We start from the raw sequence: 14,575 nt of genomic DNA on the forward strand, positions 1-14,575 counted from the left end.
GGGCCACCCCAACGTCTTTCAGTCCGCACGTTCAATCTCGCAAAGGAGCGGATGTTCGCATTCCGAGGAATACTGGTTCACCTGTGCCGCCTTTGTTTCCGCGATGTCCCGGGTATATACCCCGCATACAGCTTTTCCCTGTGTATGGACGAGCAGCATCACCTGCGTCGCCTTTTCTTCGTTCATTCCGAAGAACTTCATCAACACATCCACAACAAAATCCATGGGCGTGTAATCATCGTTCAGAAGCACCACCCTGTATCGCGCCGGGCGCTTGAGAGCAGGCTTCTCGGGAGCAACGCTGAGGTCATCCTGTCGCCCCGGTTGTTCGTCCTCCCCCTGATTAAATACTAGTAGAGAATTCTCGATAGTCCGCATCATTCCTTACCGGTTTATCGGTGCTCCTGTTAAATGTGGATGTCCGCCCCCGGGTTTTCAAGCGGGGCATGAGATATTTATCAATACGAACATGATACCGCTTCCAGACTGCGTTCAACCACACATTCCCGGCATAGAAACTATTGACTCATCGCTATGATTGGCCGAAAGTTAAGTTGCATTGTAAAATAATGTAAATCCATGCAAGGATTGTGTAACAGGATTCGGACCGACCGTGCGACGGCACCGATAGGCAAACAAAGAATCAACAAGAATAGAGACAGCAAAAGAACAGGGGAGTTCATCATGCCAAGAGGCAAGGTCAAGTGGTTCAACAATGCCAAAGGGTACGGATTCATCATCGAGGATGGCTGCAGTGACGACCTGTTTGCGCACTTCTCTTCGGTGCAAATGGACGGCTACAAGACCCTGAAAGCCGGCCAGGCCGTAACCTTTGACAAAAAGCCCAGTGACAAAGGCATTCACGCAGTCAACATCGTCCCTGACGAATTGCCCGCCAGCAAAGCGCAGGCTGGTACCGGGAGCGAATCTGCCGGCAAGTCGAGTCAGCAGGAATCAGGGCGCGACAACTATCCGCCCCGTGCCGTAAACGCCTGATCGGTTGCGACATTGGAATACTCGCACCCACCGGTACTCTACTGGTGGGCCCACCCCTTCTTGCTTTTGAGAATCATCCCCTGTTGAGCGATATCAACTTCGCTTTGCCACTGCCCCTCTTTGCAGTACCCTGCTGTCCACAAATACATCGTAACCCCGGGAACACAGCAGCGCATGGCTGAACTCGTGCTTTTTAACAAACCCTTCCAGGTTTTGAGTCAATTTACCGACGATGGGGTCTCCGGTGGTGGCTCACCGAGAGCCACCCTGGCGGACTATCTGCGAATCCCGGGTATCTACCCCGCCGGTCGCCTCGACTATGATTCCGAGGGCCTGCTTCTTCTGACCTCTGAAGGCCCACTGCAACACAGGATTGCCTCTCCTTCGCTAAAGATGCCAAAAACCTACTGGGTGCAGGTGGAAGGCGACATTACGGTAGACGCTTTGAAACATCTGGCGGCCGGAGTTCAGTTGAAAGATGGCCTGACCCGACCGGCAAAAGCCACCAGAATAACCGCCCCTGCAGTCTGGCCCAGGGTTCCGCCGGTGCGCCATCGAGAAACAGTTCCCACCAGCTGGATTGAGCTGACCATCACCGAAGGCAAGAATCGGCAGGTCCGACGAATGACTGCCGCCGTGGGCTTTCCAACGCTCAGGCTGATCCGGTACCGGATTGGCGACTGGTCGCTGGAGGGCCTGGATTCAGGAGCCCACCGGACCGTTACCGTTAATCTTCCAGCTTCAGCAAAAACAACCCGCCGCGGCAAAGCCGCCGGCGCCCGACCCGGGAGAAACCGCAGATCATGACCTGGACACCCCACGCAACCGTCGCCGTTATCGTTGAAGATGGTGCGGGCCGCTACCTGATGGTCGAAGAAGTCAGCGGCGGCAAGGTTGTTTTCAACCAGCCCGCAGGCCATGTGGAGGAAGACGAAGCCATTCTCGATGCGGTTCGCCGGGAAACCCTCGAAGAAACAGGCTGGGACATAGAGCCGTTACATTTTCTCGGCATCTATACCTACAAGGCGCCCGCCAACGGAGTGACCTACTATCGATTCTGCTACGCGGCCAGTGCCCGGAACCGGCTTACCGACCATCTGGACGATGGCATCATCGCCGCCCACTGGCTGACTCTGGAAGAGATTCGCGCATTGGGCACGCAATTGCGTAGCCCGCTTGTGCTTCAGTGCATAGAAGATTACCGAAATGGTCGCCGATACCCGCTGGACGTGGTGGTGGATGCGCAGACGGCGCCACCGGAAAGATGATAAACTTGCGTCTTTTTAACCGGTAACAAAGCTGTCATGAACAACGCATCCGACACCCATACTTCAAACGGCGCAACCCACACCCGCGTCATTGTCGGCATGTCCGGCGGCGTGGATTCTTCCGTGGCCGCCTGGCTGCTCAAGGATCAGGGTTATCAGGTGGAAGGCCTGTTCATGAAGAACTGGGATGAGGACGATGGCACCGAATACTGCACCGCCATGACGGACCTGGCAGATGCCCAGGCCGTGGCGGATGCCATCGGCATCAAGCTTCATACCGCCAGTTTCGCGGCGGAGTACTGGGACAGGGTGTTTGAACACTTCCTGTCCGAATACCAGACCGGGCGGACACCGAATCCGGATATCCTGTGTAACAAGGAAGTGAAGTTCCGGGCGTTCCTGGACTACGCCATTACTCTTGGCGCCGATTACATTGCCACCGGCCACTACGCCCGCCAGCGTCCGATTGCTGGCTCCCCGGGCAAGGCCCAACTCCTGAAGGGCCTGGATCCCAACAAGGATCAAAGCTACTTCCTGCATGCTGTCTCCGGCGACCGCATTGCACGGACACTGTTCCCGGTGGGCGAGCTGGAAAAACCGGAAGTCCGTCGCATCGCCGAACAGCAGGGTTTCGTTACCCACGACAAAAAAGATTCCACCGGTATCTGCTTTATTGGTGAGCGCAAGTTCAAGGATTTCCTGAAGCAATACCTGCCAGCCCAGCCCGGCGATATTGAGACACCCGATGGCCAGAAAATTGGCCGGCACCAGGGCCTGATGTATCACACCATTGGCCAGCGGCAGGGGCTCGGCATCGGCGGCCTCAGTGAATTCGGGGATGAGCCCTGGTATGTGGCGGAGAAAGATCTCAGTCGTAATGTCCTGATTGCAGTTCAGGGAAAGCATCACCCCCTGCTCTTTTCCCGGGGCCTGGTGTCCGGGCCGATTGACTGGGTAGCCGGCGAAGCACCGGCAGGAACCTTCCGCTGCAAGGCCAAAACCCGCTACCGGCAGCCAGACCAGGATTGCGAAGTTGAGGTTATCGAGGGCGGCGTCCGGGTGGACTTCGACAATGCTCAGCGCGCCGTCACGCCCGGGCAATCCGTCGTTTTCTACGACGGCGATGTGTGTCTCGGCGGCGGCGTTATAGAAGAGACCTGGCGAGACGGCGAACCCTTGCCAGACCGCCTGACCGGAACCCGGCGCCAGGAAGAAACCGCATGAGCCGCTCCCTCAAGGATCAGACGCTGGCGCTGGCCGGCGTGTTCCAGGCCGCGAACCTGGTCCAGCAGATTGCCCACAATGGCCAGTGCAACGAAGCCAGCCTGGAAACATCTATTCGTTCCCTGTTTGCCACCGATCCGGCGAACACTCTGGATGTCTATGGCGGCGAACTTCGCGACATCCGTGAAGGCCTTGTCACCCTGTCTTCGGTGCTCAGCCAGCAATCCCGGCAGCAGGACATCGAAGTACTGCGCTACGCCCTCAATCTGATCCAGCTCGAATCCAAACTGAATCGCCGCTCCGACATGCTGGACGTGATTGGTAGTCGTATCGATCAGGCCAGGCATACCGCCAGCCACTTCGGGTACACCCACCCCAACCTGATTAGCAATCTGGCATCGGTCTATGCCGATACCATCAGCACCTTCCGACTGCGGATCCAGGTCAGCGGCAACCCATCGGTGCTGCAGCGGGAGGAGAATGCTGCCAAAGTGCGCGCCCTGCTGCTTGCGGGCATTCGGTCCGCCGTGCTCTGGCGCCAGACTGGCGGCCGCCGCTGGCAGCTGATCTTTGCCCGGAAGAAAGTTATCCGGCTCGCCGGCGAACTGGCCGAGGAAGCCAATCGCTCCCTGTACCACTGACGGCGCTGATTCAGTGCCTCCGGTGGTGTATGATATGCACCCCTTATTTTCTTTTGATCCGAATCTTTGATGACTTGAGAGGTTTTCGATGGAACTCACCGCCCTGACCGCCATTTCCCCGGTCGATGGACGCTATGGCAGCAAGGTCAGCGTCTTCCGTGAAATTTTCAGTGAATATGGCCTGATCAGGAACCGGGTAACCGTCGAGATCCGCTGGTTGCAAAAGCTGGCCGCTCATCCCGGAGTAACTGAGGTACCCCAGTTTTCCGCCGAAGCCAACAAAGTTCTGGACAGTCTGGTCAATGAGTTCAGCCTTCAAGACGCCGAGCGTATCAAGGACATCGAACGCACCACCAATCACGATGTGAAAGCGGTCGAGTACTTCATCAAGGAAAAAATTGCCGGCGTTCCGGAACTGCACGCCGTCACCGAATTTGTTCATTTTGCCTGCACCTCCGAAGACATCAACAACCTGTCCCATGCCCTGATGCTGCGGGAAGGCCTGGACCACGGCCTGCTGCCGGCCATGGACCGTGTGGTCGACAAGCTGGCGCAGCTGGCTCATGACCACGCCCAACAGCCGATGCTGTCGCGCACCCACGGCCAGACAGCCTCACCCACTACCGTGGGCAAAGAGCTGGCGAACGTGGTCCATCGTCTGCGCCGCCAGGTAAAACAGATCCGTGACACCGAGCTGTTGGGCAAGATCAATGGCGCTGTGGGCAACTACAATGCCCACCTGTCCGCCTACCCGGAAATCGACTGGGCTGTGAATGCCCGGGAATTCATCGAGAGCCTTGGCCTCGACTGGAATCCGTACACCACTCAGATCGAACCCCATGATTACATCGCCGAACTGTACGATGCCATCGCCCGATTCAACACAATCCTGATCGATCTGGATCGTGACATCTGGGGCTATATTTCACTCGGCTACTTCAAGCAGAAAACGGTGGAAGGCGAAGTGGGCTCCTCAACCATGCCCCACAAGGTCAATCCCATCGATTTCGAGAACTCCGAAGGCAACCTTGGCATCGCCAACGCGCTCTTCAGCCACCTCTCCGCCAAGCTGCCCATTTCACGCTGGCAGCGGGACCTGACCGACTCCACCGTGCTACGCAACCTGGGCGTTGGCTTTGCCCACAGCCTGATTGCCTACGAAGCCACATTGAAGGGTCTCGGCAAACTGGAGATCAACCCGGCTCGCCTGGATGAAGACCTGGACCATGCCTGGGAAGTGCTTGCCGAGCCGATCCAGACCGTGATGCGCCGTTACAACATTGAAAAGCCCTATGAAAAACTCAAGGCTTTGACCCGCGGCAAGGCAATGACCCCGGAAGTGATCAAGAATTTCGTTGAGAGCCTGGACATTCCGGAGCAGGCCAAGGCCGACCTGATGGCCCTGACCCCGGGTCGTTATATCGGTAACGCCGTCGATCAGGCACAAAACATCTGAAACCGGGAGCAACACCCATGGACATGCTTGGCGGACTGACACCTTCTGAATTTCTGCGAGACTACTGGCAGAAAAAGCCGCTGGTTATCCGCCAGGCATTTCCGGGCTTCCAGTGCCCGGTCAGCGCTGATGAACTGGCAGGCCTTGCCTGCGAGGAAGGCGTGGAGTCCCGGATTGTCATCGAAAACGACGATGGCAAGCCCTGGCAGCTCCACAATGGCCCCTTCTCGCCGGACCGGTTCAGCTCACTACCTGAACAGGACTGGACGCTGCTGGTGCAGGGCCTGGACCATTGGGTGCCCGATATTGCCGATCTTCTCGAACATTTCCGCTTTATTCCCAACTGGCGCCTGGATGACATCATGGCCAGCTTTGCCCCGAAAGGCGGCAGTGTCGGCCCGCACTACGACCAGTACGATGTATTCCTGCTTCAGGCCCAGGGTCACCGTCGGTGGACATTTGGTGGGCATTGCGACCACACCTCACCCAGGGTGGAGGGCACCCCGCTCCGCATTCTGAGCAGTTGGGATGGCGAGGAAACCGTTACCCTGGCACCTGGTGACATGCTGTACCTTCCCCCGGGCATTGGGCACCACGGAGTTGCGGAAGATGACTGCATCACCCTGTCGGTGGGATTCCGGGCGCCGACCATTGACGATATTCTAACCGGCTTTACCGACTTCCTTTGCAGCCGCTCCGACGCGGCGGATCACCTGAACGATCCGGACCTGAAGGTGCAGGAGAATCCCGGCACCATCCAGCCTGATGTGGTAGATCGCCTGGAGAATGTGATCCGGGAAAAGCTTGGCGACCGTCGGCAACTGGCGCTCTGGTTTGGCCAGTTCTCGACTGCACCCAAGAGCATGGATATTGTCGTTCCTGCTGACGAGCCCGCGTCCAACGAGGATGTTGCGGAAGCGATTCACGCAGGCGAGCAGTTGCGCTGGAACGAAGGCTCCCGTTTCGCCTACTACGACTTCGCCAGCGAAACCGCGCTGTTTGTCGATGGCGAGCAGTTCCTGCTCAAGGGTGACGCCCGACCACTCGCTCCGTTACTGTGTTCCGCCGCCCGCGTGGATATGGCTGCCCTGGCCGGGTTTGCTGACGATGACGCGTTGCTTGGGCTTCTGACCACGCTCTACAATCAGGGCTCCGTTTACTTCGAATAGGCATTATGAGCATCCGGTTTCGCAAATACAGCTGGCAACTGGCTCCGGGGTCCATCCGCGACATTCGCCAGCAGGTGTTTATTGAGGAACAGAACGTCCCATCGGAACTGGAATGGGATGAAACCGACGAAATTGCCGACCATTACCTCGCTGTTCTCCCTGATAACACCCCGGCCGGCGTAGCCCGGCTGTTTTCAACACTGGAAGAAACCGGCCACATTGGTCGCATGGCGATATTGCCCCAATTCCGTGGCCGGGGCATTGGGGAAGCACTGCTGAGGCACCTGATTGCGGAATCCGCGAATCGATTTTCCGAGCTCAGACTGTCTGCCCAGGAGCACGCCATTCCGTTCTACCAGCGCTCAGGCTTCCATGTCTGTTCTGGCGTTTATGACGACGCCGGCATACCCCACTTCGACATGCGCTGTCTGGCGCCGGATCTTGCCGCCGGAAGTCTCGGGGCCAGTGATCACCCCATGATTCTGGGCAGCGATACGGATTCCTGGCTATTCGATACCGAATCGAGACTGCTGGGCCTGATGGATTCAGTGGTTGGGCAGGCCAGCCAGCGGATCTGGCTGTACGACCGCCTGCTCGAACATGATCTTTATGACCGGCATCGGTTCCGGGAACTGATTTCGGCCCTGGCCCGCCGGCACCGGCTCAGTGAAGTCAGGTTGCTTATCCATGACGACAAGCCTCTGGTCAAACGCCGGCACGCCCTGGTCGAGCTGATGCGCCGACTACCCAGCCGAATGGAGCTTAGACTGGTGAATGAGGACTATCCGGTTGAGGACCAGCCCTTCATCCTCGCGGATCGTGAAGGTGTGGTTTACCGGCACGACTTCTACAAACCAGAAGGCTTTGCCAAGTTTTCGGACGGCGGCCGGGTGAAGCTGCTGTCTGAAAATTTCCAGCGCATGTGGGATGCGGCGCGCCCTTCTCTGGAACTTCGGGAACTACCGCTCTGAGTGATGTGCCTGGGGCGCGTCCGGCGCTTCGAATCTGGCACCGAACGGGGCAAACTCGGTATCCACCTCGGTGGCCACCTCGGCAATCAGTTTGCGCAACCATTGGTGATCCGCATTGTGCTGCAGCAGCGGACTCCAGGCCATTTTCAATTCAAACGGCGGGATCTCGAACGGCGGAACCTTCACCACCAGGTTCGGATTGTCTTTTTGCAGCCAGGCCGCTCGGGATGGCAAAGTTGCTACCAGGTCGTGCTGCTCGGCCAGCAACATCGCCACCTGGTAGTGCCGGGTGAACACCGAAATCTGGCGCTTGCGCCCCATTCTTGAGAGAGCCTCGTCTACCCAGCCCAGACGCTGGACATCCTTGGGGTTTACCCCCACGCCAACGCCAAAACCGGTCTTGCTGACCCAGATATGGCTGGCATCCAGATAGGTATCCAGAGTGAACGGTTCTTTCAGTACCGGATTTCTGGCGTTCATCAGGCAGGCAAAATATTCGGTCCACAAGGTCTTCTGGTGAAAAGATTGCGGGATCTTGTCGAACCGGTTAATTGCCATATCGAGCCGCCCCTGTTCCACATCCAGAAAGCTGACATCACTGGGCGTAAGTACGTCCAGCGTAACGTGAGGTGCTTCCTGACGGATCCGCCTCAGTACCCGTGGCATCAGGCAGGACTCGGCATAATCACTGGCCATGATCCGGAACACGCGTTGGCTGTCCAGGGCCGAGAACGGTGTTTTCTCCTGCACGGCCTGCTCAATATCCGACAGGATACCCCGCACCAGCGGTTGCAGCTCCCGCGCGCGCTCCGTGGCCGTCATGCCCTCGCTCGTTCGCACCAGCAGCGGATCGCTGAACAGGTCCCGTAGCCGCCTCAGGCCATTACTCATGGCTGGCTGGGTAATACCCAGGTGGTTAGCAGCCTTGGTAACATTCCGCTCGCGCAACAACACATCCAGGTAAACGAGCAAATTCAGATCAACACGGGAAATATCCACAAAAACTCCGAAGCACCAGAAACGGGAAATCACCACCATTCACGAAAACAATATACATAATACAGTGGATTCACGGAATCAATCCGCAACACGAACTTTCACATTTGAAAACGGATCTGGGGCGGTATTTCTGCTAGTCTTTCTGATACTTGCTGAATAATATCGGTATTTTTGAGGCCGGTTTACAGACCCGCCATCATTTGATCCTGAAGCCGGAGTCGTTACTGACAAAATGGATACCACTACGATCGTCCTTCTGCTGGCGGCCATCGTTACCGTCTCGATTGTCATTATTGTGCTCAGCCAGATGCGCGAGCGCGCCCGTATTGAGCGGGCTCGCAAAATTACAGCCCAGGAAGACGCCTACAACAGGGCCAATCGACTACTGACTGAAATTCCCGGCCAGTATCTGACGGCCGATCTGAAGCTGCTTTTGATCAAGCGCATGGAGGAAGCCTGTGGGGAGCTTGCCGGGCTCAAGTCCAACCTGCCGGTCAAGGAGTGGCAGAACGCTGCCGCTGAGCTGAAAGCCGAGATCATCGAAAAGCGGGACAGGACCACTCCCGTCAAGATCGATTCAGCCGAAAAGTCCAACTATGTCAAAGAGTTGCTTCAGAACCTGTTCAAAATGATTGAAGCAATGCACAAGAGTGGCCGAATTGATGCGGCGACTGCCAAGAAAAACCTCAAATATGTGCTCTTCCTGGTCCACAAGACCCACGCGGACCTGCATGTGTTTCAGGCCAGGGATTACGTGCGCCAAAACCAGTTTCGCAAGGCCATCCACGCCTATCACCTGGCCAGTACCGAAATGGGCAAATCCCGCGACAACCCTTTGGCTATGAAAGCGGTCAAGAGTTTCCGTACCCGCATCAAGGAGCTTGAGGCGCTGAGTGCAGAGGGTAAGGAAAGCCCTCAGGGAGAGTCCAAACTGGACCGCGAGTGGGATACCTTCCTCCACGACGACGAGTGGAAGAAAAAGGCCGACTACGACGACTGAAGGCACCGAACGGGTCGCCATTGCAGACCCGTCAACAGGGATAGTGCAAACCCGTGAGCAAGGGCTTTAAACAACGACTTTCCTATCGACTGACCCGGGACACGGTACTGGTTGCCATGGCACTTGGGCTGGTGCTGAATGTTATCCAGATTACTCTGGACTATTTCAGCGCAAAGGAGTCGATGGAGAAGGAAATCCACGCCCTGATCGACATCAGCAACAGCCCCGCGTCACAGATTGCCTACAACATTGATGTCCGGCTGGCGGAAGAATTGCTCGATGGCCTGCTTCGCCACCCCGCCACCATTGATGCCCGGATTACCGACAACGACAACGAGACCATGGCCGCCGCAAGCAAAAGCAGCCCGGTGTCGTCCTATCGCTGGGTCAGTGATTTGCTATTCGGCCCCGACAGGGTATTCAGACAGGAGTTGCAGGTCCCACAGCTTGAAGATTTGCCGCTCGGCCACCTGATCGTCACCATCGATACCTATCACTACGGCGCGCAGTTTCTTCAGCGCGCCGGCTACACGTTGATCAGCGGCCTCTTGAAGAGCCTGATTCTTTCGGCCGCATTGCTTGCCATCTTCTATTTTGTGCTTACCCGCCCCATGCTCAATGTTATCAGTGCCTTGAGCCAGGTGCAGGCCAGCACTCCCGAGAAAGTCAGGCTTCCGATCCCGGCAAACCATCGGGAAGACGAGATCGGGACCATGGTTGGCATCATCAACCAGCATCTTGAGACCATTGACTCAAGCCTTGCCCAACTCCGGCACGCAGAGAGTGCCATGAAGAACTACTCCACCCAGCTTGAACAGGAAGTGGCAGACCGTACCCGGGAAATCTCGGAGAAGAACGAGGCCCTGCAACGGGGTAACCGTGCCCTGGTGAAAGCCAAGGAGGATGCGGTTCGGCGAGCACGTGCAAGGGCCAACTTCCTGGCCAGCATGAGCCACGAGATACGCACGCCCCTGAATGGCGTTCTCGGTATGCTGGGGCTGGCCCTGGAGGGCGAACTGGACCCGGCTCAGCGCAACCGGATGGAAATTGCTCTGAACGCCGGCGAAAGCCTGCTTGGCCTGCTGAACGACATACTGGACATTTCGAAAGTGGAAGCCGGCAAACTCAGCCTGGAAAATATCCCCTTCAGTATCCGGCACCTGATCGAGGAATGCGCCACACTGCACGCCCAGCAGGCGCGTCGGAAGCAGATTCTCCTGGTTACCGAAGTCGACCCTGATCTGCCCGAAAACTTTCTGGGCGACCCAACACGGGTACGCCAGGTGCTCAACAACCTGCTGAGCAATGCCATCAAATTCACCGACGAGGGCAGTGTTCGAATTCGGGCAGCCTATTCCGGGGGCAGCTTGAGAATTGACGTTGTGGACACCGGAATAGGCATGTCCAAAGAGGGCCTGCACCGGATATTCTCTCCTTTTTCCCAGGCTGACGTGGACACCACCCGGCTTTATGGCGGTACCGGCCTCGGCCTGACACTCTGCCGTCAGTTAGTGGAACGCATGCATGGCCAGATCCTGGTGGACTCCCGGGAAGGCAGCGGAACTCACTTTACCGTCACCCTGCCATTGCCGATACACGAGACTTCCGGGGCACAGGACCTGCCGAGAGTGGACCCACGGTTAAAAGACATTGGCATTGCCATGGCGATCCCCGCGGACAACCCGTACCGTTCGGCCATCGAGGCTCAGCTGCGGAAATGGGGGATTCCAATCCGCGGAGCAAGCAGGGACCCGGACGGAATTCTGTTGGCGCTCGCCAGCGCCGAAGACAAAGAAACCCTGGAGTTTGCCAACGATTGGCAGGGCCCGGGCGTGATTCTTGCCGATGCTACCGGGACCCTGCCCCCCGGCAAAGCCAACCACCAGCTACTGTCACTGCCGTTGCGACGGGACGAACTACTTCGCTGCCTTGGCCTGGCCGCGGGCCTGGTTCATTCGGAAGATCAGCATGCACACAGGGCTGAAACGATTAACCAAAACGCCGCTGAACCTTCTCTGTCTATCCTCCTGGTAGAGGACAACCAGGTGAATCAGCTGGTGGCAACCAGCCTGCTGAAAAAGCTCGGTCACCGGGCAGACCCCGCCGAAAACGGCCTCAAAGCTCTGCAGGCGCTCGAAAATAACCACTACGACCTGGTGCTGATGGATTGCCAGATGCCAGTGATGGATGGGTACGAGGCAACACAGAGGATTCGCCAGAATCCGCAATGGCAGCAACTACCTATCATTGCGGTGACGGCCAACGTGATGCAAGGCGACCGGGAAGACTGCCTTGCATCGGGCATGAATGACTACATAACCAAGCCGTACAAGCGGGAAGAGCTCCGGGCCGTGATTGAACGCTGGCGACCCTCTGACTCAGCGGAGGTGTCAGACCGGTAGAAGTTTCTCGATATCGGCCCGGATATCCTCCGGCTTGGTTGTGGGCGGATAGCGGCGTACAACCTTACCATCGGGCCCTACCAGAAACTTGGTAAAGTTCCATTTCACCTTTTCGGACCCCATCAACCCCTTGGCCTCTCGCTTTAGAAAGCGGAACAGCGGATGAGCGCCATCGCCATTGACCTCAATCTTGGCGAACATCGGAAAATCGACACCGTAGTTAAGGCTGCAGAACTGGCTGATGGCATCCTCATTGCCCGGATCCTGATTCAGGAACTGGTTGCACGGGAAACCCAGAACTTCAAAGCCCTTGTCGCCTAGTTCCTTGTGAAGGGACTGTAAACCTTCGAACTGCGGTGTGAAACCACACTTGCTGGCAGTGTTCACGATCAGGAGCACTTTACCCTGGTACTCTGCCATGCTTTTTTCATTGCCCTTGATATCCCGTGCGGTGAAATCGTAGACCGTCTCGCCTGCCATAAGCTTCTCCGTTTGATATTTCCATTAGTCCCGGACCATTGTTCACAATGCAGAGTAAAAAACCATGGCATTGCAGGCTGTACGGCCATCATTTTTAAAAAACGGTTCAGGTTTGTGAGCTAAATCTGCCCCGACACGCCACAATTCATCATAATTCCCCTGTTGCCGCTGGCCCTCGCTCCGCTAGAATAAAGGCCTGTCGTGTTGGCAGATGCCATTTTCCGCTCTCAAAAGAAGGACAGCCGGGTCTTATGCAGAACTACTATAAATCCGCCAAGCTGGATAACGTGTGTTATGAAATCCGTGGCGTAGTTCTGCGGGAAGCACGCCGACTCGAAGAAGAGGGTCATCGAGTACTCAAGCTCAACATCGGCAACCCAGCCGCCTTCGAACTGGACGTGCCTGAGGAAATCCAGCAGGACGTCATCTACAACATGCACATGGCCCAGGGCTATGTGGAATCAAAAGGGCTTTTCTCCGCTCGCAAGGCAGTGATGCACTACTGTCAGCAGCGGGGCATCGATAAAGTCGATATCGACGATATTTTCCTGGGTAACGGTGTCAGTGAGCTCATCGTCATGACCATGCAGGCCATGCTGAACACCGGTGACGAGGTGCTGATTCCCGCCCCGGACTACCCCCTGTGGACAGCCGCCGTCACCCTTTCCAGTGGCAAGCCCGTGCATTATCGGTGCGATGAGCAGCAGGACTGGTTTCCGGATATCGACGACATCCGCAAGAAAATCACCCGACGAACCCGTGCCATTGTTCTGATCAACCCGAACAACCCGACTGGAGCGGTGTACTCGAAAGAGCTTCTGGAACAGGTCATCGAACTGGCTAGAAAGCACAACCTGATCATTCTGTCCGACGAAATCTACGACAAGATTCTCTACGACGGTACCCAGCATGTTTCCACCGCCTCACTGGCAGACGACGTGCTTTTCTTCACCTATAACGGATTGTCCAAGAACTACCGGGCAGCCGGTTACCGTTCGGGCTGGATGATTGTCAGTGGTGCCAAGCATCGGGCGAAGGATCTGATCGAAGGCATCGACATGCTCTCCAACATGCGGCTCTGTGCCAATGTGCCGGCCCAGTTGGCCATTCAGACAGCCTTGGGGGGCTACCAGTCCATCAATGATCTGGTGGCACCGGACGGGCGACTGTATGAACAGCGGGAGATCGCCTGGCGAATGCTCAACGACATCCCGGGGGTAAGCTGCGTTAAACCTCAGGGCGCGTTGTACCTTTTCCCGAAACTGGATCCGAAGCACTTCCCGATCGTGAATGATGAGAAGCTGGTCCTGGACCTGCTTATTCAGGAAAAAATTCTTCTGGTGCAGGGGTCTGCGTTCAACATTGACGACAAACAACACCTGAGAGTGGTGTTCCTGCCACGGGAAGACACCCTGGAAGACGCCATGGGCCGGCTCGGAAACTTCCTGGCCCAATACCAGCAATAACGGGGAGAACCATGGCCGATATTCACGTCGAGGAATTCTACAAGGATGCGGCGATTGCTCTGGTGCAACTCTATGGCGCCTTCCCGCGTCGGATAAACCTATTTGTCGAAGACATAGCCGGGCCGGACGAGCCGGACGAGTTCGGCCTGCACAGCAAGCGGCACATGGCCTGTTTTGGGGCCCTGCTCTGGCTCTCTGAGGAAGGCCTGCTCAGGTACATCGATACCATTCGCCAGGAGGCTCTGGACCAGGCTGTACTGACACGGGACGCGTTTATCCGCCTCAGCTCTCCGGCACCGCAAGCTTTAGCCAGGGAATTCGGCGTTCCCGGGGAGAATTCAGCCGGCTCGCTGCCTCCTTCGGTCAAGGAAGATCTTTCCACCCACATTCACCTGATCCGGACAGCCCTGCGCAGTGGTAACTCCGCCAGAATCAGCCATATCATGCAGACTACCTTCTTTGCGGACCGCGGCAATCATTAAATCACCGTAAGCTCGTTGATT

At 56.9% G+C, this 14,575-nt stretch carries 15 protein-coding genes; 12 read left to right on the forward strand and 3 right to left on the reverse strand.

Features of this window, described 5'->3' with window-relative positions:
• Positions 1-18 precede the first annotated feature (18 nt).
• Positions 19-378: an ATP-dependent Clp protease adapter ClpS gene (gene clpS, locus WA411_RS07570; RefSeq protein ID WP_008169202.1), complete on the reverse strand. Its 360-nt coding sequence runs from the start codon at positions 376-378 to the stop codon at positions 19-21.
• Between the two features lie 306 nt (positions 379-684).
• Between clpS and WA411_RS07575 the strand changes: the two genes are divergently transcribed.
• The 8 genes from WA411_RS07575 to WA411_RS07610 all read left to right on the forward strand — a co-directional run bounded on the left by WA411_RS07575 (position 685) and on the right by WA411_RS07610 (position 7,725).
• On the forward strand, positions 685-996 hold the full coding sequence (locus WA411_RS07575) for a cold shock domain-containing protein (RefSeq protein WP_222464688.1): 312 nt from the start codon (positions 685-687) through the stop codon (positions 994-996).
• A gap of 174 nt (positions 997-1,170) precedes the next feature.
• Entirely contained in the window at positions 1,171-1,803 is a 633-nt protein-coding gene (locus WA411_RS07580; protein ID WP_291907246.1) for a pseudouridine synthase, read from the forward strand.
• Positions 1,800-2,264 carry an NUDIX hydrolase gene (locus WA411_RS07585; protein ID WP_136631788.1) on the forward strand — a complete coding sequence of 155 codons (465 nt, stop codon included), beginning with the start codon at positions 1,800-1,802 and terminating at the stop codon, positions 2,262-2,264. The genes WA411_RS07580 and WA411_RS07585 overlap by 4 nt, the downstream gene beginning before the upstream one ends.
• A gap of 36 nt (positions 2,265-2,300) precedes the next feature.
• Positions 2,301-3,488 carry a tRNA 2-thiouridine(34) synthase MnmA gene (gene mnmA / locus WA411_RS07590; protein WP_291907243.1) on the forward strand — a complete coding sequence of 396 codons (1,188 nt, stop codon included), beginning with the start codon at positions 2,301-2,303 and terminating at the stop codon, positions 3,486-3,488.
• A complete protein-coding gene (hflD, locus tag WA411_RS07595) occupies positions 3,485-4,129 on the forward strand; it encodes a high frequency lysogenization protein HflD (protein ID WP_136631790.1) in 645 nt (214 codons plus the stop codon). The genes mnmA and hflD overlap by 4 nt, the downstream gene beginning before the upstream one ends.
• Positions 4,130-4,217: 88 nt before the next feature.
• Positions 4,218-5,585: an adenylosuccinate lyase gene (purB, locus tag WA411_RS07600; RefSeq protein WP_291907240.1), complete on the forward strand. Its 1,368-nt coding sequence runs from the start codon at positions 4,218-4,220 to the stop codon at positions 5,583-5,585.
• A 17-nt stretch (positions 5,586-5,602) separates the two neighbouring features.
• Positions 5,603-6,754 carry a ribosomal protein uL16 3-hydroxylase gene (locus tag WA411_RS07605; protein WP_153633529.1) on the forward strand — a complete coding sequence of 384 codons (1,152 nt, stop codon included), beginning with the start codon at positions 5,603-5,605 and terminating at the stop codon, positions 6,752-6,754.
• Between the two features lie 5 nt (positions 6,755-6,759).
• Positions 6,760-7,725: a GNAT family N-acetyltransferase gene (locus WA411_RS07610; RefSeq protein WP_136631793.1), complete on the forward strand. Its 966-nt coding sequence runs from the start codon at positions 6,760-6,762 to the stop codon at positions 7,723-7,725.
• Here WA411_RS07610 and WA411_RS07615 read toward each other — a convergent pair.
• Positions 7,714-8,724, reverse strand: a complete 1,011-nt coding sequence (locus tag WA411_RS07615; RefSeq protein ID WP_069183377.1) for a LysR family transcriptional regulator — start codon at positions 8,722-8,724, stop codon at positions 7,714-7,716. The genes WA411_RS07610 and WA411_RS07615 overlap by 12 nt on opposite strands.
• Positions 8,725-8,956: 232 nt before the next feature.
• On the opposite strand from WA411_RS07615, the gene WA411_RS07620 reads away from it, so the two are divergent.
• Together WA411_RS07620 and WA411_RS07625 are read left to right on the forward strand one after the other, a co-directional pair.
• Entirely contained in the window at positions 8,957-9,724 is a 768-nt protein-coding gene (locus WA411_RS07620) for a hypothetical protein (RefSeq protein WP_291907233.1), read from the forward strand.
• A 53-nt stretch (positions 9,725-9,777) separates the two neighbouring features.
• Positions 9,778-12,126 (forward strand): hybrid sensor histidine kinase/response regulator, encoded by a 2,349-nt coding sequence (locus WA411_RS07625; protein WP_291907232.1) that lies wholly within the window; start codon positions 9,778-9,780, stop codon positions 12,124-12,126.
• On the opposite strand, the gene WA411_RS07630 is transcribed toward WA411_RS07625, so the two are convergent.
• Complete coding sequence (locus WA411_RS07630) at positions 12,115-12,606, reverse strand: glutathione peroxidase (protein ID WP_153633532.1); 492 nt, start codon at positions 12,604-12,606, stop codon at positions 12,115-12,117. The two genes, WA411_RS07625 and WA411_RS07630, sit on opposite strands and share 12 nt — an antisense overlap.
• 251 nt (positions 12,607-12,857) lie before the next feature.
• Here WA411_RS07630 and WA411_RS07635 point away from each other — a divergent pair, with 251 nt between their 5' ends.
• Together WA411_RS07635 and WA411_RS07640 are read left to right on the forward strand one after the other, a co-directional pair.
• The gene (locus tag WA411_RS07635; RefSeq protein ID WP_136631795.1) at positions 12,858-14,072 is read left to right on the forward strand and encodes a pyridoxal phosphate-dependent aminotransferase; all 1,215 of its coding nucleotides are present in this window, start codon (positions 12,858-12,860) and stop codon (positions 14,070-14,072) included.
• A gap of 11 nt (positions 14,073-14,083) precedes the next feature.
• On the forward strand, positions 14,084-14,554 hold the full coding sequence (locus WA411_RS07640; RefSeq protein WP_222464697.1) for a hypothetical protein: 471 nt from the start codon (positions 14,084-14,086) through the stop codon (positions 14,552-14,554).
• Positions 14,555-14,575: the final 21 nt, after the last annotated feature.

The sequence above is a fragment of the Marinobacter sp. CH_CUG1437-1 genome, from assembly GCF_037029655.1.
GTDB classification, from domain to species: domain Bacteria; phylum Pseudomonadota; class Gammaproteobacteria; order Pseudomonadales; family Oleiphilaceae; genus Marinobacter; species Marinobacter salsuginis.

Bases quoted from the DNA above. Each gene is read 5' to 3' on its own strand.
- WA411_RS07575 (WP_222464688.1), top strand. From the start codon at position 685: ATGCCAAGAGGCAAGGTCAAGTGGTTCAACAATGCCAAAGGGTACGGA.
- WA411_RS07610 (WP_136631793.1), top strand. From the start codon at position 6,760: ATGAGCATCCGGTTTCGCAAATACAGCTGGCAACTGGCTCCGGGGTCC.
- clpS (WP_008169202.1), bottom strand. From the start codon at position 378: ATGCGGACTATCGAGAATTCTCTACTAGTATTTAATCAGGGGGAGGAC.
- WA411_RS07640 (WP_222464697.1), top strand. From the start codon at position 14,084: ATGGCCGATATTCACGTCGAGGAATTCTACAAGGATGCGGCGATTGCT.
- WA411_RS07620 (WP_291907233.1), top strand. From the start codon at position 8,957: ATGGATACCACTACGATCGTCCTTCTGCTGGCGGCCATCGTTACCGTC.
- mnmA (WP_291907243.1), top strand. From the start codon at position 2,301: ATGAACAACGCATCCGACACCCATACTTCAAACGGCGCAACCCACACC.
- purB (WP_291907240.1), top strand. From the start codon at position 4,218: ATGGAACTCACCGCCCTGACCGCCATTTCCCCGGTCGATGGACGCTAT.
- hflD (WP_136631790.1), top strand. From the start codon at position 3,485: ATGAGCCGCTCCCTCAAGGATCAGACGCTGGCGCTGGCCGGCGTGTTC.
- WA411_RS07585 (WP_136631788.1), top strand. From the start codon at position 1,800: ATGACCTGGACACCCCACGCAACCGTCGCCGTTATCGTTGAAGATGGT.
- WA411_RS07635 (WP_136631795.1), top strand. From the start codon at position 12,858: ATGCAGAACTACTATAAATCCGCCAAGCTGGATAACGTGTGTTATGAA.
- WA411_RS07630 (WP_153633532.1), bottom strand. From the start codon at position 12,606: ATGGCAGGCGAGACGGTCTACGATTTCACCGCACGGGATATCAAGGGC.
- WA411_RS07605 (WP_153633529.1), top strand. From the start codon at position 5,603: ATGGACATGCTTGGCGGACTGACACCTTCTGAATTTCTGCGAGACTAC.
- WA411_RS07580 (WP_291907246.1), top strand. From the start codon at position 1,171: ATGGCTGAACTCGTGCTTTTTAACAAACCCTTCCAGGTTTTGAGTCAA.